The organism is Pseudoxanthomonas sp. 22568, from assembly GCF_052044485.1.
Classification (GTDB): Bacteria; Pseudomonadota; Gammaproteobacteria; order Xanthomonadales; family Xanthomonadaceae; genus Pseudoxanthomonas_A; species Pseudoxanthomonas_A beigongshangi.
In genome coordinates this window covers 118,498-139,984 of record NZ_JBQENC010000003.1, presented here as the reverse complement: position 1 = coordinate 139,984, position 21,487 = coordinate 118,498, and the positions used below count along the sequence as shown (strand labels likewise).

Annotated in this window: 18 protein-coding genes and 1 pseudogene; 15 read left to right on the top strand and 4 right to left on the bottom strand. The window is 68.8% G+C overall.

What is annotated here, in order from left to right:
• Nucleotides 1-21 precede the first annotated feature (21 nt).
• The 13 genes and pseudogenes from ACTJI2_RS04865 to ACTJI2_RS04805 form a co-directional block, all read left to right on the top strand.
• Nucleotides 22-597, top strand: a pseudogene (locus tag ACTJI2_RS04865) (Wzz/FepE/Etk N-terminal domain-containing protein); the annotation flags it as partial.
• 73 nt (nucleotides 598-670) lie between these two features.
• Nucleotides 671-2,278: a polysaccharide biosynthesis tyrosine autokinase gene (locus ACTJI2_RS04860; RefSeq protein ID WP_440841305.1), complete on the top strand. Its 1,608-nt coding sequence runs from the start codon at nucleotides 671-673 to the stop codon at nucleotides 2,276-2,278.
• Between the two features lie 30 nt (nucleotides 2,279-2,308).
• Nucleotides 2,309-3,718, top strand: coding sequence for an asparagine synthase-related protein (locus tag ACTJI2_RS04855; RefSeq protein ID WP_183636367.1), 1,410 nt, complete (start codon nucleotides 2,309-2,311; stop codon nucleotides 3,716-3,718).
• 2 nt (nucleotides 3,719-3,720) lie between these two features.
• Nucleotides 3,721-4,803 carry a right-handed parallel beta-helix repeat-containing protein gene (locus ACTJI2_RS04850; RefSeq protein WP_440841304.1) on the top strand — a complete coding sequence of 361 codons (1,083 nt, stop codon included), beginning with the start codon at nucleotides 3,721-3,723 and terminating at the stop codon, nucleotides 4,801-4,803.
• A gap of 337 nt (nucleotides 4,804-5,140) precedes the next feature.
• On the top strand, nucleotides 5,141-6,337 hold the full coding sequence (locus ACTJI2_RS04845) for a right-handed parallel beta-helix repeat-containing protein (protein WP_440841303.1): 1,197 nt from the start codon (nucleotides 5,141-5,143) through the stop codon (nucleotides 6,335-6,337).
• Nucleotides 6,338-6,516: 179 nt separating this feature from the next.
• Complete coding sequence (locus ACTJI2_RS04840) at nucleotides 6,517-7,677, top strand: glycosyltransferase family 4 protein (RefSeq protein ID WP_440841302.1); 1,161 nt, start codon at nucleotides 6,517-6,519, stop codon at nucleotides 7,675-7,677.
• A gap of 17 nt (nucleotides 7,678-7,694) precedes the next feature.
• Complete coding sequence (locus ACTJI2_RS04835) at nucleotides 7,695-8,975, top strand: lipopolysaccharide biosynthesis protein (protein WP_440841301.1); 1,281 nt, start codon at nucleotides 7,695-7,697, stop codon at nucleotides 8,973-8,975.
• Nucleotides 8,975-10,123, top strand: a complete 1,149-nt coding sequence (locus ACTJI2_RS04830) for a polysaccharide pyruvyl transferase family protein (RefSeq protein ID WP_440841299.1) — start codon at nucleotides 8,975-8,977, stop codon at nucleotides 10,121-10,123. Before ACTJI2_RS04835 ends, ACTJI2_RS04830 begins: the two co-directional genes overlap by 1 nt.
• The gene (locus ACTJI2_RS04825) at nucleotides 10,120-10,965 is read left to right on the top strand and encodes a glycosyltransferase family 2 protein (protein WP_440841298.1); all 846 of its coding nucleotides are present in this window, start codon (nucleotides 10,120-10,122) and stop codon (nucleotides 10,963-10,965) included. Before ACTJI2_RS04830 ends, ACTJI2_RS04825 begins: the two co-directional genes overlap by 4 nt.
• Nucleotides 10,962-12,020: an EpsG family protein gene (locus ACTJI2_RS04820; protein ID WP_183636348.1), complete on the top strand. Its 1,059-nt coding sequence runs from the start codon at nucleotides 10,962-10,964 to the stop codon at nucleotides 12,018-12,020. The genes ACTJI2_RS04825 and ACTJI2_RS04820 overlap by 4 nt, the downstream gene beginning before the upstream one ends.
• Nucleotides 12,017-12,784, top strand: a complete 768-nt coding sequence (locus tag ACTJI2_RS04815; RefSeq protein ID WP_203323278.1) for a YdcF family protein — start codon at nucleotides 12,017-12,019, stop codon at nucleotides 12,782-12,784. Before ACTJI2_RS04820 ends, ACTJI2_RS04815 begins: the two co-directional genes overlap by 4 nt.
• Nucleotides 12,785-12,954: 170 nt before the next feature.
• The gene (locus ACTJI2_RS04810) at nucleotides 12,955-14,034 is read left to right on the top strand and encodes a polysaccharide biosynthesis/export family protein (protein ID WP_318289099.1); all 1,080 of its coding nucleotides are present in this window, start codon (nucleotides 12,955-12,957) and stop codon (nucleotides 14,032-14,034) included.
• A gap of 466 nt (nucleotides 14,035-14,500) precedes the next feature.
• Nucleotides 14,501-14,872 carry a hypothetical protein gene (locus ACTJI2_RS04805; protein WP_141452827.1) on the top strand — a complete coding sequence of 124 codons (372 nt, stop codon included), beginning with the start codon at nucleotides 14,501-14,503 and terminating at the stop codon, nucleotides 14,870-14,872.
• A gap of 42 nt (nucleotides 14,873-14,914) precedes the next feature.
• On the opposite strand, the gene ACTJI2_RS04800 is transcribed toward ACTJI2_RS04805, so the two are convergent.
• Complete coding sequence (locus ACTJI2_RS04800; protein ID WP_440841297.1) at nucleotides 14,915-15,757, bottom strand: type 1 glutamine amidotransferase domain-containing protein; 843 nt, start codon at nucleotides 15,755-15,757, stop codon at nucleotides 14,915-14,917.
• 112 nt (nucleotides 15,758-15,869) lie between these two features.
• On the opposite strand from ACTJI2_RS04800, the gene ACTJI2_RS04795 reads away from it, so the two are divergent.
• Nucleotides 15,870-16,784: a LysR substrate-binding domain-containing protein gene (locus ACTJI2_RS04795; protein ID WP_440841296.1), complete on the top strand. Its 915-nt coding sequence runs from the start codon at nucleotides 15,870-15,872 to the stop codon at nucleotides 16,782-16,784.
• A gap of 30 nt (nucleotides 16,785-16,814) precedes the next feature.
• Here ACTJI2_RS04795 and ACTJI2_RS04790 read toward each other — a convergent pair whose 3' ends face one another.
• Nucleotides 16,815-17,348, bottom strand: coding sequence for a VOC family protein (locus ACTJI2_RS04790; protein ID WP_440841295.1), 534 nt, complete (start codon nucleotides 17,346-17,348; stop codon nucleotides 16,815-16,817).
• Nucleotides 17,349-17,417: 69 nt separating this feature from the next.
• Entirely contained in the window at nucleotides 17,418-18,650 is a 1,233-nt protein-coding gene (locus ACTJI2_RS04785; RefSeq protein ID WP_440841294.1) for a glycosyltransferase, read from the bottom strand.
• Between the two features lie 100 nt (nucleotides 18,651-18,750).
• Between ACTJI2_RS04785 and ACTJI2_RS04780 the strand changes: the two genes are divergently transcribed.
• Nucleotides 18,751-19,362 carry a TetR/AcrR family transcriptional regulator gene (locus ACTJI2_RS04780; protein WP_440841293.1) on the top strand — a complete coding sequence of 204 codons (612 nt, stop codon included), beginning with the start codon at nucleotides 18,751-18,753 and terminating at the stop codon, nucleotides 19,360-19,362.
• Nucleotides 19,363-19,383: 21 nt separating this feature from the next.
• Here the strand turns inward: ACTJI2_RS04780 and ACTJI2_RS04775 are convergent, their stop codons facing one another.
• Entirely contained in the window at nucleotides 19,384-21,270 is a 1,887-nt protein-coding gene (locus tag ACTJI2_RS04775) for a sigma-54-dependent Fis family transcriptional regulator (RefSeq protein WP_440841292.1), read from the bottom strand.
• Nucleotides 21,271-21,487: the final 217 nt, after the last annotated feature.

Here is a 21,487-nt window from a genome sequence, read left to right as displayed (position 1 = left end):
TGGCAACGAGGTGACTCCCCCATGGCCACTCAACTCATCACGCGGACGTTTCCGCCCGGTCCGGATCTGACCCCGGGCCCCGCGCCCCGCGAGGGCGATGTCGATCTGCCGACCCTGGTGGCGACGCTCAACCAGAACAAGCGCATGATCCTGCTGGGCACGGCGGCGTTCTTCCTCGCCAGCCTGCTGTACGTGCTGGTGGTGACGCCGACGTACGAGGCCAACGCGGTGGTGCAGGTGGAAAACCGGCCGGCGATCCCGCCGGGCGTCAGCACCAACGCCGCCATGCAGGGCCCGCCGCCGATTTCCACCTCGCCGGGCGCGACCGAAGTGCAGTTGCTGACCTCGCGCCGGGTGATCGGCGAGGCGATGACGCGACTGGATCTGGACGTGGACGTGCAGCCCGCGCGTCTGCCGCTGCTGGGTGAATTCATCGCCCGCCGTTACCAGAAGTCCCACCCCGGGGCGCTGTCGTCGCCATGGCTGGGCCTGAGCGGCTATGGCTGGGGCGGCGATGTGCTGGAAGTGGCACACCTTGAAGTCCCGCGCGAACTGACCGGCGCGCAGTTGCGGATCACCGCCGGCGAAGGCGGGCAGTACGTGCTTTCCACTCCGGACGGCCGCGTGCTGTTGCGCGGCAAGGCCGGCGTGCCNCGGCACCGAACTGCTGGTGCGCCGCCTGGTCGCCAACCCGGGCATGCGTTTCGACGTGACCCGGCGGGACCCGACCACGGTGATGGCGGCACTCAAGCAGGACATCACCGCGACCGAGCAGGGCCGAAATTCCGGCGTCATCGCGTTGACCTACGCCAACGCCGATCCCGAGCGCGCCCGTCGCGTGCTGGATGAGGTGACCCGCGAGTACGTGCACCAGAACGTGGCCCGCACGTCCGCCGAAGCGGCCAGCCGGCTGAAGTTCGTGACCGAGCAGTTGCCCAACGTGCGCGAGGAACTGGCCAAGGCGCAGGCGGCGCTCAACCAGTTCCAGACCCGCACCCAGACCCTGGACGTGGCGGTGCAGAACCGGGCGTTGCTGGATCGGACCATCGCCCTGGATGCCGGCATCCAGCAATTGCGCATCCAGATGACCGAGGTGGCCAACCGCTTCACCCCCTCGCATCCGACCTACCAGACCCTGCAGCGGCAGATCGAACAGTTCCAGGGCGAACGCGCCGCCCTGCAGGGCCAGATCCGCGACCTGCCGGATACGCAGCAGGGCCTGTTCCGCCTCAACCGCGACGTCGAGGTGACCAACCAGACCTACGCCAACCTGCTGGACCAGGCGCAGCAGCTGAACATCGCCCGCGCCAGCGCGGTCGGCAACGCCCGCGTGATCGATCCGGCCGCGGTCAACCTCAATAGCCCGGCCTGGCCCAAGCCGCTGCCGGTGCTGGCCGCCGGCACCGCGCTCGGCGCCGTGCTGATGATCGCCTTCGTGCTGATGCGCCAGCTGTTCCGCCGCGGCGTGGAGGATCCGGTCGACATCGAGCTGCTGGGCCTGCCGGTATACGCCTCGATTCCCTTCAGCGAGAAGGGCCGCGAGCTCACCCAGCGCACCGGCGGCCGCCGCCGCGAGCGGCGCCAGCGCCTGCTGGCGCTGAGCGCGCCGTCGGACCTGGCGATGGAGGCGCTGCGCACGCTGCGCACCAGCCTGCACTTCGCGCGGATGAAGACCCGCAACAACCTGCTGATGATCTCCGCGCCGAGCCCCGGCGTGGGCAAGACCTTCGTCTGCGCCAACCTGGCGGTGACCATCGCCCAGACCGGCCAGCGGGTCCTGCTGATCGACGCCGACATGCGCCGCGGCACCCTGCACGACGCCGTCGGCGTGCGCTGGGAAGGCGGACTGTCGGATCTGATCCTCGGCCGGATCGAACTGGAGGATGCCATCCGCCGGGTCGCCGGGGCCGACAACCTGTCGTTCATTTCGCGCGGCGCGGTGCCGTCCAATCCGTCCGAACTGCTGATGCACGAGAACTTCACCGCGCTGCTCAAGAACGTGGCGCATGACTACGACATCGTGCTGATCGACACCCCGCCGGTACTGGCGGTGACCGATGCGGCCGTGATCGGGCAGCACGCCGGCACCTGCCTGCTGGTGGTGCGCTGGGGTCTCAACCAGCAGCGCGAGATCGCCCTGGCCAAGCAGCGCCTGGAGCAGAACGGCGTGGAGGTGAAGGGCGCCATCTTCAACGGCGTGGAGAAGCGCGGGGCAGGGCAGTACGCCTACACGTACTACGAGTACCTGCCGGCGCCGCGCACCGCCGGGTCGCGCTGAGCACGCGGATCGCAACGACAAGGAGGAACCATGCAGATCACCATGTCCCCGTACTACGGGAAGCCCGACTTTTCCCCGTTGTCGGAGCCCAATGCGCAGCGCATCGACCCGGTGTCGGTGGCGGACCTGCTGCGCAATGCCTTCGTGTATCCGCCGCATTCCATCTACGAGGGCATCAAGCTGGTCACGTTCGGCTTCTCGCCGGACCAGGACATGCACACCGCGCCACGGTTCCGTTTCAAGTTCCGCAATGCCGGCGAAGTGCCGGAGGTGGCGCGCCATCCGCAGGACTGGATCGCGGTCTATCACCGCAAGCTGTGCGAGGCGATCGAGCGGTCCTGCGCCGGAATGTCCTCTCCGTGGCTGTTGCAGAGCGGCGGCAAGGATTCGACCACGCTGGCGATCGCGCTGGCGGACGCGCGTCCCGACGCGACCTGCATCACCTACCTGGGCGGACGCGAAGAGAACGAGGTCGAATCGGCGCAGCAGGTCGCGCGGCGACTCGGCCTGCGCCACGAATCGCTGGTCTGCGATCCGGGCCGCGCCTATGACCGCTATCTGGCACTGGTCGGGCGGATGCCGCTACTGACCGCCGACTTCGCGCTGCTGTCCTATGCGGACCTGGGCACGGAAGTGCGTGCGCGTGGCGGTGACGGCGTGATCGACGGACTGGGCGCGGACAGCTATTTCGGCACCCCGGTCGATCGCCAGCACCACTTGCTGGGCAAGCTGGCGCGCGGCATGCGCCTGCCGGTGGACGTCACCGCCTTGCCCGGCGTGGATCGCAGCTTCGAGGCGTGCTTCCTGCTGGGCACCCTGCAGATGACCCCGATCGAGCGGGTGTTCCCGGGTTCGCGCTTCAGCGACGCCGAGGTGGACGCGCTGTTCGGGCACCCCATATCGCGGCGCTCGCGGGCGCGGGTGACCCTGTTCCAGGAGGAAATCGCCACCGCCACCAGCGCCTGGGAATGGCGCGACATGTCGATGTCGATCGCCGGTTCGGCCGGCGCCTTCGCCAAGGGCCTGTATACGGCGCATGCGCTGGGACTGGATGCGGCCTATCCGTTCTGCGATCACGACCTGCGTGAATGGATCCACCTGGAGGTGCCGCGCCGGCAGAAGGTCGATCCGGAAACCGGCGTCAACAAGATGCTGATCCGGCGCCATATCGCGACCCGTTTCGCCGAACTGCCGTACGTGCAGCGCAAGGGCAGCTTCCGTTTCGATCTGTGCGGGCTGGCCGCGCAGCGTTTCGATCAGGTGCATGGCTTCGCCCGCGACCTGTCGGAGCTGCTGCCGGGCGCGGTGCCCTGGCTGGAGCGCAACCGGCGCCGGCTCGACAACAAGTACCACGCGTCCAAGTTCTACCTGCTGGCCATCGTGCTGCCCTGGCTGGCCGCGCGCGGGGTGGCGACGGCCGCGCGCGAGAAAGCCGCCTGACGATGGACCGCCAGCGACGCCGCTGCCTGCATGGTCTGGTCGCGGGCGCGGCGCTCGCGGCCTTGCCCGCCGCCGGCACCCGGGCGTCGGCGCGTGGAAGCGTACGCCTGGACGTGCGTGAATTCGGTGCGCGCGGCGATGGACAGGGCGACGATACCCGTGCGTTCCAGGCCGCCATCGACGCGCTGCCGGAAGCCGGTGGCACCGTGGTCGTCCCCGCCGGCAACTACCCGATCGACCCGTTGCGGAGCCTGCGCCTGCGCAGCCGCATGCACTTCTCGATGGCGGCCGACACCCGCCTGGTCGCGATGAGCAATGCCGCGCCGCGCGCCTATGTACTGCTGCTGAAACAACTCGACGACGTGGAGGTATCCGGCGGACGCATCATCGGCGATCGCGAGCGTCACCTGGGCACCACCGGTGAATGGGGACACGGGATCATGGTGCGCGGGTCCAGCCGGATCCGCCTGCATGACCTCTACATCACCCGGTGCTGGGGCGATGGCATTTCGGTGGGCGGCCTGTCCGGTGTTCGCGGCCAGCCGCCGCTGCCCAGCCGCGACGTGCTGATCCAGGACGTGGTCTGCCAGGGCAACCGCCGGCAGGGGCTTACCATCGGCCGTTCCCGCCATGTACGGGTGTTGCGTTCTTCTTTCCTCGACACCGGCGGGGTGCTGCCGGGCTGCGGCATCGACATCGAACCCGACCCGGGAGGCGACGCACGCGACGTGCTGATCGAGGACTGCCTGGTGCAGGGCAACCAGGGCGCGGGCATCCAGCTGTACGAGCGTGTCCACGACGTCACCGTCCGCCGCTGCCGGATCCTGTCCAACCGTGGCGACGGCCTGCACCTGCGCGCCGCCACGGGCGGCCTGATCGAGGGCAACGAAATCCGGGGCAACGGCCTGCGCGGCATCACCGTCCGCGCGCGCAGCAGCGGCTTCCGCCTGCGCGACAACCAACTGCGTGGCAACGCCGCCCAGGTGGCGAAACGCTCCGGCAAGGAAGCCGGCTGGATGAACCTCGACGTCGCCCGCGGCGCCTCGTCCATCCAGATAGACCCCAGCAGCCGCCCAGGCCGCTGAGTCCCAGCCCTTATCCTGTGGGAGCGACGTAAGTCGCGATGTGGATACCACCACGCTTNCGTCGCTCCCACAAGGTAGTGGTTTATTTCATTCGTCCTGCGAGCAATCAGAACCGCGAGAAAAAAGCGGACTCGACCATGGATTCCGGTAGAGAAAACACCGCGTTTTGCCGCAGAAAATGAATCCTTCCGCAAGCAGTAGTTGAGCCGTTTCACAGATACGAGATCTTCTCGCGCGCGGCGAGGAAAACTTCCCTATATTCCCCATCGGCCACGGTTCTCATCCGGGCCCAATTCCTTTGTTTTCCTTTTACCGGGCCATTTGGCCCGCAGGGGTCATGGCTGTGAAAAACAATGCACTCGTGCACGACGTGCGCGAGGCAGGGACGCCTCGGCGCGAATTTTTGCGCAAATCCTTGTTGCTGGCACTGCCGGTAGCGCTCTACACGACGGGGATTCCCAAGGTTCTGGCCGCTGTCTACGCCCCTCCGGTCCGGGCCCGCGGCAGCACCACGCTCAATGTGAAGGACTGGGGCGCCCGCGGCGACGGCGCCACCGACGACACCACCGCGTTCCAGTACGCGATCGACGCGCTTCCCTCGACCGGTGGCACCGTGGTGGTGCCGGCGGGCGACTACGTCATCGACCCGACCCGCAATGTCCGCCTGCGCAGCAACATGCACCTGCTGTTGCAGGATGGCGCCCGCCTGCGCGCCAAGCGCAACGACAAGGAACGCGCGTACGTGCTGATGGCCTACAAGGTCAGCAACGTGGAGATTTCCGGCGGCCAGATCATCGGCGACCGCGAAACCCATCTGGGTACGACCGGGGAATGGGGCCACGGCATCATGATCCGTGGTTCGTCCAAGGTCACCGTGCGCGACATCCATGTCTCCAAGTGCTGGGGCGACGGCATCTCGATCGGCGGTGCGATGGTCACCAACGCACCGACCATCCCCTGCAGCGACGTGGTCATCGCCAACGTGGTCTGCACCGGCAACCGCCGCCAGGGCCTGACCATCGGCCACGCACTGGGGGTCAAGGTGTATGACAGCGAATTCAGCGATTGCAACGGCATCGCGCCGGCCTGCGGCATCGACATCGAGCCGGATGTCGGCGACCTGCGCACCACCTCCACCGTGCACATCGAGAACTGCCATATCCACGGCAACGCCGGCAACGGCATCCTGGTGTACAAGCGGGTGAAGGGCGTCACCATCAAGCGTTGCGTCATCGAGTACAACGGCGGGCACGGCATCCTGACCATCGGTCCGGACAGCGGCTACATCTCCCAGAACACCATCCGCCACAACTACCTGGTTGGCATGATGTTCGGCAGCGGGACGCGCAGCTACCAGTACAGCGGCAACATCTCGCGCAACAACAACACCCGCCTGCACGGGGTCCAGAAGACCGTCTATCCGCTGACCTACATGACCGGATTCGTCGACGGCAACAAGGGCAACGGCGCGCACGTGGCGCGGGTCAGCGACGTCTACGACATCCGGGTGACCAGCAACGGCTACGCCAAGTAATCGAACGGGCAAGTGAACTGGCGCTCAGCAGAATGACGAGCGCGTGCAGAGGCGGCCTCCGGGCCGCCTTTTTTCTGCCCGTTTGTTGGGCAACGTGCCGATTTGGTGGTGAGCGCGTGAACGGTTTTGCGGGCTCGACTTTCTAGAATTGCGGCGACGCTTCCCCCCACGGCGCCTGCATGAAGTTCATCCTGTTCGCGAATACAGACTGGTACCTCTACAACTTCCGACTCTCCACCGCTTTGCAACTGCGCTCCATGGGCATGGAGGTGGTGATGGTGTCGCCACCGGGCGAGTTTGGCCATCGCTTCGAGCAGCACGGCATCCGCTGGCGGCCATTGCCGATGCAGCGCTCCAGCCTCAACCCCTGGCGCGAGGCCGGCACCCTGGCCCGGCTGGTCGGCGTGCTGCGCGAGGAGCGGCCGGACCTGCTGCACAGCTTCACCCTCAAGTGCGCCGTTTATGGCGCGCTGGCGGCGCGCGCGGCCGGCGTGCCGGCGGTGGTGAACGCGGTCACCGGCCTGGGTTATGTCTTTTCCAGCGACCGGGCCAAGGCGCGCGTGCTGCGGCCGCTGGTGTCGCTGCTGATGCGCGGTGCGCTGGGCGGCGAGCATTCGCGGGTGATCCTGCAGAACCCGGACGACGCGCAGGCCTTCGCCGACGCGCGCCTGGCACCGCCGCACAACATCCGCCTGATCCGCGGCTCCGGCGTGGATCTCAGCCGTTTCCTGCTGCGCGATGCCGACGGCGGCGGGCGGCGCCCGCTGCGGGTGCTGCTGGCCGCGCGCCTGCTGCGCGAGAAGGGCGTGTGCGAATACGCCGCCGCCGCGGAACGCCTCCGCGCGCAGGGCCGCGACGTCCGCTTCCTGCTCGCCGGCATGCCGGATCCGGGCAATCCGCATTCGGTGCCCGCGGCCGAAGTCGAGGCCTGGCACGCGCGGGGCACGCTGGAGTGGCTGGGGCATGTCGAGGACATGCCGGCGCTGCTGCGTTCGGTCGATGTCATGGCGCTGCCCAGTTATTACCGGGAAGGCGTGCCGAAGAGCCTGATCGAGGCCGGCGCCTGCGGCATCGCGCTGGTGACCACCAACCTGCCGGGTTGCCGCGAGGTGGTGAGCCGCGATGGCGAGGACGGCCTGCACGTGCAGCCGCGCAGCGCGGACTCGCTGGCGCGGGTGATCGCGCGCCTGGACGACGACCGCGATCTGCTGCGACGGCTGGGCGAACGCGCCCGCTCGCGCGCGCTCAGCGATTTCGACGAGAAGGTGGTCATCCGCAAGACCTGCGAGGTCTACGGCGAACTGGTGCCGTTGCAGTTGCAGGGAGCGATGGCCGGATGATGAACCGGATCCTGCCCATGCCGCTGCGTCCCGCCCTGAACGCGCTGTCCCTGTTGTGGCTCGCCACCGCCGCCGGCGCCGTGGCGGTATTCGCCGCGCAGACCCTGCTGGCACGCCGGTTCGGTCCGGCCGAATACGGCCTGTTCGCGTCCTCGCTCGCCACCATCACCCTGATCGCGCCGCTGGCCGGTTTCGGGCTGTCGCAGTTCCGGCTCAAGGTGTTCGGCACCGAGGGTTGGCAGGCCCAGCGCTGGCGACGCGCGTCAGAGCGCTTCATCGTCGCCAGCACCACACTTGCGCTGATCGGCGTGGCCGCCTGGGCGGAGTGGGGGCCCCCGGTCGATGCCCGTACCCGGCAACTGCTGTGGCTGCTGCTGCCGGTGATCATCGGCCTGCTGGCGGTCGAGCAGATCGGCAGCAAGCTGCGGCTGGAGGAGCGTCACGGCGCACTGGCCGCGTGGCAATTGTGGATGCCGCTGGGCCGCCTGCTGGTGGCGGCGTATGCGCTGGCCTGGTCCGGCATGCGCATCGAAATGGTCGCGCTGGGCTACAGCGCGGTCGCGGTGCTGGCGGTGTTCGCCGCCATGCCGCAGTGGCGGTCGATGGCGCGCGGCGACTGGGCGCTGCGCGGCCACGGCGCGCAGGATATTTCCGCCTTGCAGGCGCTTCCGCCAGGCGTGCGCCAGCTGTGCGTGCAGGCGTGGCCGTACGGCATGGCGGCGGTGCTGTATCCGGTGTTCTTCCAGATCGGCACGGTGCTGCTGAAGTACCTGGCAGGAGATGCGGCGGCCGGCCACTTCGGCATCGCGTTGGCGGTGATGACCGCGATCTACCTGTTCCCGGCCACCGTCTACCAGAAGTTCCTGCTGTCCAAGCTGCACCGCTGGGCGGTGCATGACCGCCCCCGGTTCCGCCAGGTCTATCGCTGGGGCACCGTGGCCATGCTGGCCAGCGGCATCGTCGGCGGCATCGTGCTGGCGTTCGCCGCGCCGCTGGCGACGCAGGTCTTCGGCGCCGGCTATCGCACGGTGGTGCCGCTGCTGCAGGTGCTGGCGCTGTGCGTGCCGCTGCGCTTCCTGTCCACCGCGGTCGGCTCGGTGCTGCTCACCGAGGGTCACATGCGCTACCGGGTCTACGCGATGGCGCTGGCGGCGCTGGCGGCGGTCCTGTTGAACCTGGCGCTGATTCCCGCCTTCGCCGAGATGGGCGCGGCAATCGCCACCGTCATCGCCGAGGCGCTGCTGCTGGGCCTGATGTATCGCGGCGCCCGCCGGGTCGACGCACTGGAGCTGGACTGATGGACAAGCCCCGTGTCGCTTTCACCGGTTACTACGGTATGCGCAATTTCGGCGACGACCTGTTCGGCGTGATCTGCACGCGCGCGGCCGAACGCTACTGGAACGCCTCGCCGCGCCTGGTCGGCCCGCCGCTGGCCGGCATGGCCGGCGTCAGCACCGTGCCGGCGTTCTATCCGCTCGACTGGTACGGGGCGGGCGGGGCGCTGGGCAAGGGCAGCCGGCTGCTCAGTTTCGCCAGCGCGACCGTCGGTTCGGACGTGCTGGTGATGGGCGGCGGTTCCGTCATCACCGCGCGCGAATCGTTCCGCAAACCGATGATGCAGGCCGCACGCCGCCATCGCGGCCTGCGACTATCCGCAATCGGGGTCTCGATCGGGCCCTTCGCGAACACCGCGCAGGAAGCCGCGGCCGCGTCCTTCCTGGATCGCTTCAGCTACCTGTCGGTGCGGGATCGCCGCTCGCACGAATGGATACAACGCATGGGCCTGTCCGCGCATGCGCACGCCGGCTGCGATCTGGCGGTGCTGTTGCCGCGCTTGTTGTCGATGCCGGTGCGCGCGCAGTCCGAACCCGGCGCGCCCCTGCGCGTGGGCGTGGCGCCGTGCCGCTACACGGAAGGCGGCGCGCATGGCGCGCCGGCGATGCGCGCCTGGGAGGACGCGTTCGTCGAAACCCTCCTGGCCGAATCGCGCGTGCGCCGGCTGGTGGTGGATGTGTTCAGCCTCAACGAGCACCCGCGCCACGGCGACAGCGAACTGGCCGACGCGATCGCGCGGCGCCTGCGCGAGGGCGGCGTCGCGGTCGAGGTGCTGCGCTATACCCAGCCGGATCCGCTGGCGATGGTGGCCGCCATCGGGCGTTGCGACGCGATGGTGAGCGCGCGCCTGCACGGCGCCATCGTCTCGTGGCTGTGCGGGGTGCCGTTCGCGATCGTCGACTACCACCGCAAGTGCCGCGATTTCGCCGATGACATCGGGCTGCCGCAGCGGCGGCGCATCACCACCGCGCAGGGGTATCCGTTCAGCGATGTGATCGCCACCTTGCTGCGCGAACGCCAACCGGAGTGCTCTTCACCCGCCCTGTACGCCGACCAGGCCGAGGACATATTCAAATGCGCACCATGGGCGCTGGAGCACGCACACGCATGAAGCCGCATCTTCCGCCGGATCCCTCCACCACCGCGCCGGTCAGCGTGGTGATTCCGTGCTATCGCTGCGCCGGCACGATTGCCGCGTCGGTGGCCTCGGTGGCCGCGCAGACCCGGCGCCCGGTGGAAGTCATCCTGGTCGACGACGCCAGCGGGGACGGCACCCTGGACGCGCTGCACGCGCTGGCCGAACTGCATCCGCCGGGCTGGGTGGTGGTGGTGGCCGCGCCCGCCAACGGCGGGCCGTCGCGCGCGCGCAACCTGGGCTGGGAACGCGCCAGCCAACCGTATGTCGCCTTCCTCGACGCCGACGACACCTGGGCGCCGCAGAAGATCGCGCTGCAGATGGAGGTGCTGGAGGCGGATCCGGATCTGGCCCTGGTCGCGCACCGGATGGCGGTCCGCGAACGCGGCGCCGAGACCTTGCCGGTGCGCCCGCCGGTGCGCGCGACCGCGATCGGCCGCCGCCGCTTCCTGCTCAACAATCCGTTCCCGACCGCCTCGGTGGTGCTGCGCCGCGATCTGCCGTTCCGCTTCAACGAACGTTTCCGCCGGGTGGAGGATTTCCTGCTGTGGGCGGAGATAGGTTTCTCCGGCTACCGCTGCGCCAAGCTCAACCAGGTGCTCGCGTACTGGCACAAGCCGACCTTCGGCGCCGGCGGCCTGAGCGCGGATCTGGACGCGATGCACCGCGCCGGCAAGGAAGTCCGGCGCGAACTGCTGCGCAAGGGCCTGGTCACGCCCGCCGAACACTGGTTCGCGCGCAGCATCGGGCTGGTCCGGCGCACCCGCCGGCGCCTGCTGCTGGCCATGCGTTCGCGCCAGACCGGAATCGCCTCGTGAACACCGTCCAGGCCCGCTACCTGCAGGCCAGCCGGCGCAGCCAGGGCGAGGCGATGGCGCGCTGGTGGCTGGGCATGATCCTGCTAGGCGGGGTGGCGCTGTTCGCGTGCTGGCTGGTCGGCACCCGTCCGCTGGACATCGGCAGCGACACCGAGACCTATGCGGGCTTCTTCGAGAATCTGGTGCAGGGCATGCCGGAAACCCGGCTGGAACCGGGCTTCGTCTACCTGAGCTACGCCCTGTACAAGCTGGGACTGGGCGTCACCGGCTACCAGTTCGCCCTGTTCGGCCTGCTGCTGGTGATGGTCGCGCTGGCGGTGCGTCGCTACCGGTTCTACCTGGAAACGCCGGTGAGCTGGCAGACCCTGCTGTGCGCCTCGCTGATGCTGCTGTTCATCTCGCCGATGTTCACCAACGCCTCGATCAACGCGATCCGCCAGGGCCTGGCGGCGCCGCTGGTGTTCGTGGCCTTGCTCGGGTTCCATCGGCGGCGATGGGGCACGTTCGCGCTGGCCGGCGCGCTCGCGGCCAGCCTGCACCTGTCGTCCGCCATGTACCTGGCCTGCGCGCCGGCGCTGTTGCTGAGCACGCGCTGGCTGCGCGTGGTCGCGGCGGGTGCGTTCCTGGCCTACGTTTCCGGACTCTCGATGCTGGCGGTGCGCGCCGGCGCGCCCGGCTTCTACGACGTGGTGATGGAGTACACCGCCAATCCGTTGTACCGATCCGGCGTGCGCATCGACTTCGCGGTATTCACCATCTTCTGGTACCTGCTGCCGCATTTTCTGGCGCCGCTGGTTCAGGCGCAGTGGCGCCAGCGCATCCTCGACAGCACCTCGGTCTATCTGGTGATGTCGCTGCCGTTCTTCCTGATCGGCTGGGGCTTCTTTTCCAACCGTTACCTGCTGCCGGCCTGGCTGGCGGTGTCGATGATCCTGGCGGCGGTGCTCTGCCACGCGCGCATCGCGCCGTTGCGCAACCCGCTGCTGATCCGGGCCGGCCTGCTGGCGTCCTGCGGGGTGTTCTACATCTACGTCAGCCGCGGAATCGTCATATGAGTGGAGGCGCGGCGTCGATGCTCCGGGAGTTCGCAGTTTCACTGACCTATCCACCCACGCTCACCCTGTCGCTGCTGGTGCTGGCGGCGCTGCTGTGGTGGTGGCGCCGTCGCCGGATCGGCGCGGGCGTGGCGATCGCGGCGGTGATGTGGTCGGCGCTGTGGTCGTTTCCCTTCGCTTCCGACACCCTGCGCGGGCTGCTGGAATTCCGCTACCCGGTGGTCGAGGACGCGGCCGATCTTCCGCGCGCGGACGCCATCGTGGTGCTCGGCGGCGGCAGCCACTATGCATGGCTGGAAAGGCCCGACGTACGTCCCGAGCAATTGCGCTACAGCCGCCTGGCCGCCGGCGCACGCGCCTGGCAGGCCGGACGCGCCCCGATCGTGATCCTCAGCGGAGGCGGCGAGGGCGACACCACCGAGGCGCGGCGCATGGCCAAGGCGATCGAGCGCCTCGGCGTGCCGCGCTCGGCGCTGGTGCTGGAGGAACGCAGCCGCAACACGCGCGACAACGCGCGCTACAGCCTGCCACTGGCCGGCCGCGAACATCCGCGCCTGCTGCTGGTGACCTCCACCCTGCACATGCCGCGCGCAGCCCTGCTGTTCGAGCAGGCGGGCGCGCGGGTCATGCCGGTACCCGTGCCCGAGGGCAGGGCGCCGCGCAGCTGGTGGCGCTACTGGCTGCCTTCGCAACGCGCCTTGTGGCGCAGCGGTCGCGCGTTCAAGGAAATCGTCGCGCTCACCGCCGCCCATCTGCATTTGTGAAGGCCGCGTCGGTGAACAGGGCTGTGCGTGACCGTCCGGCACTTCGCGCACGCGCGTTCATCCGCCATTGTCTTGCCGACGCCGTTCTTTTCACGCCGCGCTTGACACCATGCCCGAGCGGGCACGGCCATGCCGCGCCGCGCATCGTTTCCGCTGACAGAGGTGTGCGAGTGAAATCCCTATCCACTTCCTTGTTGCTGGCAGCGCTGCTGGCCGGTTGCGCGGGCCAGCACATGACCCACCGCGGTTCCGCCAATGGCGGCACCGTAGAGGGCAGCGACGCGCGCATGGTCGCGATCACGCCCGAGCTGGTCGCCGCGCCGCGCCAGGCGGTCACGCTGCCGACCGAGCTTGCCGGCTACAAGCCCGAGATTTACCGCATCCAGCCCGGCGACACGATACTGGTCACCGTCTGGGATCACCCGGAACTGACCACGCCCGCGGGCAACCAGCAGCAGGCCGTCACCAACGGTCGGCTGGTACAGCCCGATGGCACGTTCTTCTATCCGTACGCGGGCAAGATGAACGTCAAGGGCATGACCATCGAGGAACTGCGCAGCGGCCTGTCCACGCGTCTGGGGCAGTACCTGCGTTCCCCGCAGATCGACGTCAACGTGGTCGGCCACGGCGGTCGCGTCGCCCTGCAGGGCGCGTTCGTCGACACTTCGCCACAGGAATTCACCACCGTGCCGCTGACGCTGGCGCAGGCGGTCGGCAAGGCGCGCATCAACGTCGAGGAAGCGGACCTCGCCGGCTTCGTGCTGACCCGCGACGGGCACGACTATCCGCTGGATCTGGATGCACTGAACCGGGACGGCAAGGTCGCCGCCGACGTTTACCTCAAGCCCGGTGATCGGCTGTACCTGCCGTTCAACGATCGCAAGGAGGTCTACGTGGTCGGCGAGGTGATGCGCCCGCAGGCGATCAACTTCAAGACCACCGACATGAGCCTGACCCAGGCGCTCGGCCGCACCGGCGGCCTGAACCCGACCACCGCCAAGGGCAGCGCGGTCTACGTGATCCGCGGCATGGAGGATCTGCAGCGCGAACCGGCCACCGTCTATCACCTGGACGCCGGTTCGCCCGCGGCCTTCGCGCTGGCGGATCGCTTCCCGCTGCGCGCCGGCGACGTGGTGTGGGTGGGACCGGCCGGCGTGACCCGCTGGAACCGCTTCCTGACCCAGTTGTTGCCGTTGTCGGGCATCATCAGCAACGCCGCGTCGGCGCAGTACGACTTCGACCGCAATTGACGGGGTGACCGGGTCGCGCCGCGTGACGCGGCCGACCCGGCAAAAGCGGACGACGACGGCGGAACCGCATCAAAAAACAAAGGCGACGGCCGTTTCCGACCGTCGCCTTTGCTCATGTGCCCTGCGAAAGGCTCCTGTGGAGAACCGAAGGGTCATCCAGACGATCGACCGGCCCTTTGTCCACCGGGCGAGAAGCGGTTTGCCCGGCGTGGGTTCTCCTGTGGCTGCCGATGGTCCGTGGGTCCGGAAACTGCGGAAAACGAACCCCGCTGAATGTCGGCGTGACCGGCGTATCGTCAAAGGAGGGTGTGCCGGTGCCACGCGCCCACCATGCCTTCGGGAATGGCAAGAGCGGGTGGAGCCGGTGTGGCGAAAACGTTATCGGCCGGCGCTGTTCAGGGCGCATTTGACGATATGAATACAGGCGGCGTGATATTCCTGTCGCTCGTCACGGGAGGCTAGGCACATGGGTTCGATCCATCCCCCAGCGCGCCGCTGGTATCGCTGCGAAGTCGTCGATGTCCAGGCCGAATTGAGGTACTGGAAACTGGAATACGTGTCCCACGACTTCCATGAACCGGGCACGTCGTTCTCGCGCTACGAGCCGGTGCTCAGGTTCGCCTACGACGCCTATCTGCGCCACCACGCGCAACCGCTGGCCGACGTCATCGATGTCCTCCACCACAAGTACGTCGAGACCTTCGACAGCTGGAGCATGCTGCCGTGGCCGCGCGCCGAGGCCGTCCTGCGCGAAGTCTGGCTGCGCATGGGCGCGCCGCTGGAAAGCCTGCGGGTCACGCCGCCGCTCGAACGCGACTCGCGCCTGCGCCTGCATTGATCCGGAAACGCGGTCGACGCGTTTCCCGGATCCACCGCACCTTCACTTCAGTCGTTCGAGCAGCGCGTTGGCCACGCCGATCGCGGACGCCGGATTCTGGCCGGTGACGAGTTCGCGATCGATCACCACATTGGCGGCCCAGGGTGAAGTGTTGCTGACGTGGCGCGCACCGGCCGTTTCCAGCGCGGTTTGCGGATAGAACTTCATCTCGCCACCGCCTAGCGCGCCCTTGGCCTGTTCCTCCTCCTGGTTGCTGATCACCGTGAACCGGTAACCGGCATAGATCCAGTCGGCCGGTGCCGCCGGCTTGCCGCCCGCTTCCAGCGCGCCGATGAAGGCGCCGTTGCCGGGCAGGGTGGACAGCAATGCGATCGGGCCGTGGCAGACCAGCGCGGTGGTCTTGCCGCGGCCGTGGAAGTCCGCCAGCAGGCGGCCCATCGCCGGCGAGGCCAGCAGATCCTGCATGGGCGCATGGCCGCCGGGCACGTACACCGCGTCGAACTGGCCGTAGCCCATCTGTTCGATCCGGGCCAGGCTCAGTACCGGCGATTGCGCCGGCCGGGTCAGGGCCAATCGGTCGAGCAGATCCTGATGCGCCTTCAGCGCACCGGCGTCGCCGCCGAAGTACATCGGGTCCAGCGAGCCCCGATCGACCGTCGGCGCCACGCCGGACGGGGTGGCGAAGGTCACCTGGTGGCCCGCGTCCAGGAACAGCTTGAGCGGCTGCATCAGTTCGTTGAGGTAGAAGCCGGTCGGGAAGACCCGGCCGTCCTTGAGATCCAGGTGGTCCGCATCGGACAGCACGACTAGGACATGGGCCGCGTCGGCATGGGCGGCGGGGAGCGCCAGCGCGAGGGCGGCGGCCAGTACTTTGAGTGATTTCATGGCGTGTTCCTTGAGAATTCGCCGGCTTGGCGGAAGTGGCCGCCACTCTATTTCGTGCCCAAACCGGGATAAACTCGCTCGCTGACAATTTATTTTTCCTTTCGAGGCAAAGATGGCGCGCCGGTTCGATCATCTGGGTGACGCGGAGGTCTTCGTGATCGTGGTGGAGCAGGGCTCGCTGACCGCGGCGGCGGTCGCCCTGGGCACCACGCCGTCGGTCATCAGCCGCGCCATCGCGCGGCTGGAAACCCGCCTCGGCAACCAGTTGCTGCGGCGAACCACCCGCCGGCTGGGATTGACCGAGGCCGGCCAGCTGTACCTGGAGCAGGCGCGTGCGGCGTTCGCGCTGTTCGACGAAGCCGAACGCACGGTGCAGGGCAGGGCGGGCACTTTGGCTGGACGCGTGCGGCTGAGCGTGCCCACCACCTACGGGCATTACCGGCTACCGGAAAAGCTGGCGCGTTTTTCGCGCGAGCATCCGCAGGTGCACATCGAACTCAACATCTCCAACCGCAACGTCGATCTGGTGGCCGAAGGCTTCGATCTCGCGGTGCGGCTGGGCGCGTTGCCCGACAGCGGACTGGCCGCACGCCGGCTGGAGGATGCCGCGCTGTGCATGGTCGCATCGCCCGATTACCTGCGCCGCGTCGGCACGCCGACCCGAAGGGAGCAGTTGGCCGAACACGCCTGCATCCCGTTCGTGATGCCCAGCAGCGGGCGCATCGCGCCCTGGTTGTTCCGCGAAGACGGACGCGACCTCGAATGGACGCCGCCGGATCGGCTGACCGTGTCGGACGACGTGCTTGGCGTGGTGTCGCTGGCCAGCGGCGGCGCCGGTATCTGCCAGACCTACGATTTCATCGCCGACGGCCATCTTCGCGAGGGCCGCCTGGTCGAGGTGCTGCCGCAACTGCGTGGGCGCTCGCGTCCGTTTTCGCTGATCTACGCACCGCATCGTCGATTGTCGGCGGCATCGCGCGCCCTGATCGACAGCCTGTCGAAGAGCGGCGAAGCGGTCGCGGGCTGATTCGGCGCGGTCCTTCCAGCGGGCGGCCACTCAACGCGCCGCCGGCGCATGGCGCTCCCAATAACCGTCTTGCGGCGGAATCTGCTGGACCACATCCACGCTTACGCCGGCGGGATCCCGGGTCATGAAGCGCCGCTGGCCCCACGGTTCATCGGTGAGTGGATGCAGAATCGGCGCGCCTTCCCGACGGAGCCTGTCGTACAGCAGCGACGCATCCGCCACCTCGACGGTCAGCAGCATGCCTTTGCCATTGAAGACCTCGGGCCCCGGCGGGCGGGAAGGATGATCCGGGGTCATGAACGCCAGGGTGGCGCCGCGACCGTCGCCATCGGCGGAACCGGACAGATAGACGAACCAGTTGGCTTCGAACAGGACTCGGAATCCGAAATGCCGCACATGGAAATCACGCGCGGCGGTCATCGCCGGCGTGGTGATCAGCGGATACAGGTCGCGAACGCGCACCGTGGAAGGCGGGGTGTCCGGCTCCTCGCGCGCCGTCGCGGCGCCGGGCAGCGGCAGCGCACCTGCCATCAGCAGAATGGGAAGGACTCGGGAAATTGGCATCGGGCGTTCCTCGTTGGAAGGGGAAGAAAGCCGACGCGTTCCGTCGCCGGCTCCGCCACGATGCACGGCTCAGATTGACAGCAGTTGCTCGATTGCGCGCACCGCGACCCGCGCGCCATCCTCCGCCCGCATGCGCTGGCCGAGTTCGGCCGCGCGCGCACGGGTATCCGTCCGGTCGGCGAAGGCGAGCGCCCGCGCCAGCGCGGAGGCCTCCAGTCGTTTTCCGTTCATCGCCGGACCGGACACGCCCAGGCGGCGCAGCCGATCCGCCCAGAACGGCTGATCGCCGGCGAACGGCACCACCACCGAAGGCACGCCGGCGCGGGTGGCCGAGTGACTGGTGCCCGAACCGCCGTGATGGACCACCAGCGAGGTGCGCGGAAACAACCAGTCGTGCGGCGTCTCGTCGACGATGAAGAAGTTGTCCGGCAGCGCGTCGCGCGCCACGCCGCTCCAGCCCGGATGGAACAACGCGCGCCGGCCCGCGACGGCGTCGACCATCGCCCGCACCAGCCGGGGCCGGTCGAAGCCCGCCATGCTGCCGAAGCCCAGGTAGATCGGCGGCTCGCCCGCGTCGAGCCAGCCCTCCAGCGCGGGCGGTGGTGCCCACGCCGGCGCCGGCAGCGTCCATTGGCCACAGACCCGCGCGTTGTCCGGCCAATCCGCCGGTTGCGGCAGCAGAGTGGGGGACACGCCATACAGCATGGGGTGTTCAGTCCACACCCGCTTTCTCGCCGGCAGCGCCAGCACGCGCGCGCGCGCCTCGTTGGTGCTGCTGCGAAAGGCGCACCAGAGCAGGCCGTTGACGAATCGATGGCTGAACGCGTTCAACGCGTGCGGAACGGGGGCGGATGCCAGGAAAGGTGAGACGAAATCACGGGTGGGCGTGATCGGAATCAGGCCCGTACCGATGGCCGGAATGTCCAGCGCCTCGGCAACCGAAAGCCCGGCGAACGCCGCCAGCCCGGAGACGATCAACGCGTCGCATCCCGTCGCCGCATCCCGGATCTCGCCCATCCAGTGCATGACGTTGGCGTTGGCGATATCGGCCAGCGCCCGGGCGGTGCGGTTGAAGCCACCCTTGCGGTCGACCGCCGTCGCCAGCGCCTGTCCGGGCGAAAGCGCGCCGCGGATATCGCCGGACAACGGCGTCGTCGCCAGGCCGGCGGCATGGGCGGAGCCGAGCGTGGCCGCGTCGGCGAGCAGCCGGGTGTCGTGGCCGGCGGCATTCAGCGCCAGGCACAGCGCGGCCAGGGGACGGGTATCGCCTTCGGTACCATAGGTTGCAACCGCGAACTTCATGGGAGTCTCCGGACGCCGGACAACCCGGCGGATGGACAGAAATAAATGTGCACGACGTATACTAATTTACATCGTATACCCGATGTAAGAGGCAGGCCCCATGGATGAAACCGCGGAACCCGGGCGCCGGGCGCGCAAGCGCGCGCGGATGTTGGACCTGTTGACCGGCACCGCCGCCCGCCTGTTCGAGCAACAGGGCTACGAGGCGGTGACCATGGAACAGATCGCGGCCGAAGCCGACGTCGCCAAGCGCACGCTGTACAACCACTTCCCGACCAAGGAAGCGCTGCTGGCGCGTTGGCTGGATACCGAACTGGAGAAGGACCTGGCGCACCTGGCCGACAGCATCGCCCGCCGCCGGAGCTTCGCCTCGCGGGCGGCCTGCATCCTCGACGCCTCAGCGGCGTGGTGCAGCGCGCACCCGGAACACCTGATGGCCTATCTGCGCTACCGCTTCACCAGCCTCGGCAACGAGGCGGATCAGGCGGACATCGGCGATGGCGGCATCGTCGCGCTGTGGCAGCGCCTCATCGTCGCGGCGCAGGAGAGCGGCGAACTGGGCGACAGGTTCCCGCCCGCGCAACTGGCGACCTGGTTCCACCACCTGTACCTGGCCGCGCTGCTGCGCTGGCTGACCGTGCCGGGACTTTCGCTGCAACGCGAGTTTGCCGACGCCGCACGCCTGTTCGTGGACGGCGCGGCGGCACGCTGAACGGCGCGCCGCCCGTGCGCGTCAGTGCCGCTGGCGCGGATCCCGGCCCAATTGGCGATACAGGGTGCTGCGGCTGATGCCCAGTTGGCGCGCCGCGCGGGCGACGTTGCCGTCGCAGGCTTCCACCGCCGCGCGCATGGCCGCGCGGGTCATCGAATCCAGCGGCGCGGATGCGGGCGGCGCGACAACGGCGGGCGTATCCATGCGCGCCTGCAGGTAGGCGGGCAGGGCATCGGCGCCGATCAGGCTGCCGGGTTCGCTCAGGGCGGCGAGGGTGCGCAGGCTCGCCACCAGTTGGCGCAGGTTGCCGGGCCAGGCATAGCGCGCGAGCCGTTCGACCGCTTCGTCGGAAAGCCGGCGCCCCTGGCCGATGCGCTGCCACAGTGAATGCACCAGCCCTTCGCGTCCGGGCTGTTCGCGCAGCGGCGCCAGTTCGACCAGGTGATGGGAAATGCGGTAGTAGAGGTCGGCCCGGAAGCGGCCTTCGGCCACTGCTTCTTCCAGTCGCCGGTGGGTCGCGCAGACCAGGGCGAAATCCAGTTTGACCGGCTTGCCGCCGCCCAGCGGCGACAGTTCGCGATCCTGCAGGACGCGCAGCAGGCGCGGTTGCAACGCCAGCGGCATGTCGCCGATTTCGTCCAGGAACAGGATCCCGCCGTCGGCCTGCCGCAGCAGGCCGATGCTGCCGTCCTTGCGCGCGCCGGTGAAGGCACCGCTCTCGTAGCCGAACAGTTCGGCCTCGATCAGCCCCTCCGGCAGCGCGGCGCAATTGACCGCCACGAAGGGTTTGCCGGCGCGGGCGCTGCGCCGGTGCAGTTCGCGCGAGAACACTTCCTTGCCGGTGCCGGTCTCGCCCAGCACCAGCACCGGAATGCCGGCATCGAGCACGCGGCAGGCGCGTCCCAGTTCGGCTTCCAGTTTCGCGTCGAACAGCGGTGCGCCGGCTTCGGTTCCCGAACCGGACGCCGACACCGTGATCGGCGATGCCGCGCGGGCGCGCCGCGAGCGGGTCGGCCCATCGACGTGTCCGTGCAGCAGGCGGCCGCTGCGGTCCTGCAGCACGCCGTCGTCGCGCAGGCGTGACAGCGCGCCGTCGAACATCGCCTCGTAGGAGGCGCGCCCGAGATCGGCCCGCTCCAGTCCGAACAGCGCCAGCCCGGCCCTGTTGGCCGCCACCAGCCGCCCGTTGCGGAACGCCAGCAGACCCTCGCGCGCACTGCCCAGCAGCGCCGGGTTGGCATGCACGCGCAGCAGGTCGGCGTCAGTGATGCCTTCGTCGAAGTACCGATGTTCGATGTTGGCGACCGCCAACTGCGCCAGGCCAAGCGCGTGCATGGGCGCGACCATCGCGTCGCCGGAGATGTCCAGCACGCCGACCATGCGCCCAAACGGATCGAACACCGGCGCGGCCGAGCAGTTGAGGATGCGGTGCGGCGCCGCGTAGTGCTCGGCGCCGCGCACTTCGACCGCGCGCGCGTCGGCGATCGCGGTGCCGATCGCGTTCGTGCCCACCCGCGCTTCGTTCCAGCACGCACCCGGCATCAGTGCGACCCGGCCGGCCTTGTCGAGGAATTCGGCGTTGCCCTCGGCGTCGAGGATCCAGCCTTCGGCATCGGTGAGGATGACGATGCTGCCGGTATTGGCGGCGTCGGCGGCGAGCATTTCGACCTCGGCACGCGCCAGTCGCCAGAGCTGTTCGTGCTGCTCGCGCAGGGTACGCAGGCGGGGCGCGTCGATCGGTTCGATCGCCGGGCGCGCATTCGCCGCCAGTCCCAGGCCCAGGCAGCGCCGCCACGATTGCAGGATGGCCGGCGGTACCTGGCCCACCGGCGTGCGCCCGGCCTCGAAGAAGGCGCGCCGGGCCTGCGCGATGCGTTGCTCGTCGGGTGGAGCGGATGGTCGGGACATGCCGGAAGTCCTCGCCGGGCGATGTGTCGCATTTTGCGACAGGAAAACCGCCCGCTGTCCCGATACACAGCACACCCGCGGACACTCCGCAAGCGACACGCTTGTTGCGTTGCCGCAGCGGCAACGCGGTTTCCCTGCGGAATGGCGGCGTAGCGGCGTGGCGCGGCGCAGCAACAAATGCTGGCACGCGGCCTGCGTCGGACGGGAACCCCAACCG

Excerpts from the sequence above, each read along its gene's own strand:
- ACTJI2_RS04855 (WP_183636367.1), top strand. The coding sequence starts at position 2,309 with ATGCAGATCACCATGTCCCCGTACTACGGGAAGCCCGACTTTTCCCCG.
- ACTJI2_RS04850 (WP_440841304.1), top strand. The coding sequence starts at position 3,721 with ATGGACCGCCAGCGACGCCGCTGCCTGCATGGTCTGGTCGCGGGCGCG.
- ACTJI2_RS04845 (WP_440841303.1), top strand. The coding sequence starts at position 5,141 with ATGGCTGTGAAAAACAATGCACTCGTGCACGACGTGCGCGAGGCAGGG.
- ACTJI2_RS04840 (WP_440841302.1), top strand. The coding sequence starts at position 6,517 with ATGAAGTTCATCCTGTTCGCGAATACAGACTGGTACCTCTACAACTTC.
- ACTJI2_RS04835 (WP_440841301.1), top strand. The coding sequence starts at position 7,695 with ATGCCGCTGCGTCCCGCCCTGAACGCGCTGTCCCTGTTGTGGCTCGCC.
- ACTJI2_RS04830 (WP_440841299.1), top strand. The coding sequence starts at position 8,975 with ATGGACAAGCCCCGTGTCGCTTTCACCGGTTACTACGGTATGCGCAAT.
- ACTJI2_RS04825 (WP_440841298.1), top strand. The coding sequence starts at position 10,120 with ATGAAGCCGCATCTTCCGCCGGATCCCTCCACCACCGCGCCGGTCAGC.
- ACTJI2_RS04815 (WP_203323278.1), top strand. The coding sequence starts at position 12,017 with ATGAGTGGAGGCGCGGCGTCGATGCTCCGGGAGTTCGCAGTTTCACTG.
- ACTJI2_RS04805 (WP_141452827.1), top strand. The coding sequence starts at position 14,501 with ATGGGTTCGATCCATCCCCCAGCGCGCCGCTGGTATCGCTGCGAAGTC.
- ACTJI2_RS04800 (WP_440841297.1), bottom strand. The coding sequence starts at position 15,757 with ATGAAATCACTCAAAGTACTGGCCGCCGCCCTCGCGCTGGCGCTCCCC.
- ACTJI2_RS04795 (WP_440841296.1), top strand. The coding sequence starts at position 15,870 with ATGGCGCGCCGGTTCGATCATCTGGGTGACGCGGAGGTCTTCGTGATC.
- ACTJI2_RS04790 (WP_440841295.1), bottom strand. The coding sequence starts at position 17,348 with ATGCCAATTTCCCGAGTCCTTCCCATTCTGCTGATGGCAGGTGCGCTG.
- ACTJI2_RS04785 (WP_440841294.1), bottom strand. The coding sequence starts at position 18,650 with ATGAAGTTCGCGGTTGCAACCTATGGTACCGAAGGCGATACCCGTCCC.
- ACTJI2_RS04780 (WP_440841293.1), top strand. The coding sequence starts at position 18,751 with ATGGATGAAACCGCGGAACCCGGGCGCCGGGCGCGCAAGCGCGCGCGG.
- ACTJI2_RS04775 (WP_440841292.1), bottom strand. The coding sequence starts at position 21,270 with ATGTCCCGACCATCCGCTCCACCCGACGAGCAACGCATCGCGCAGGCC.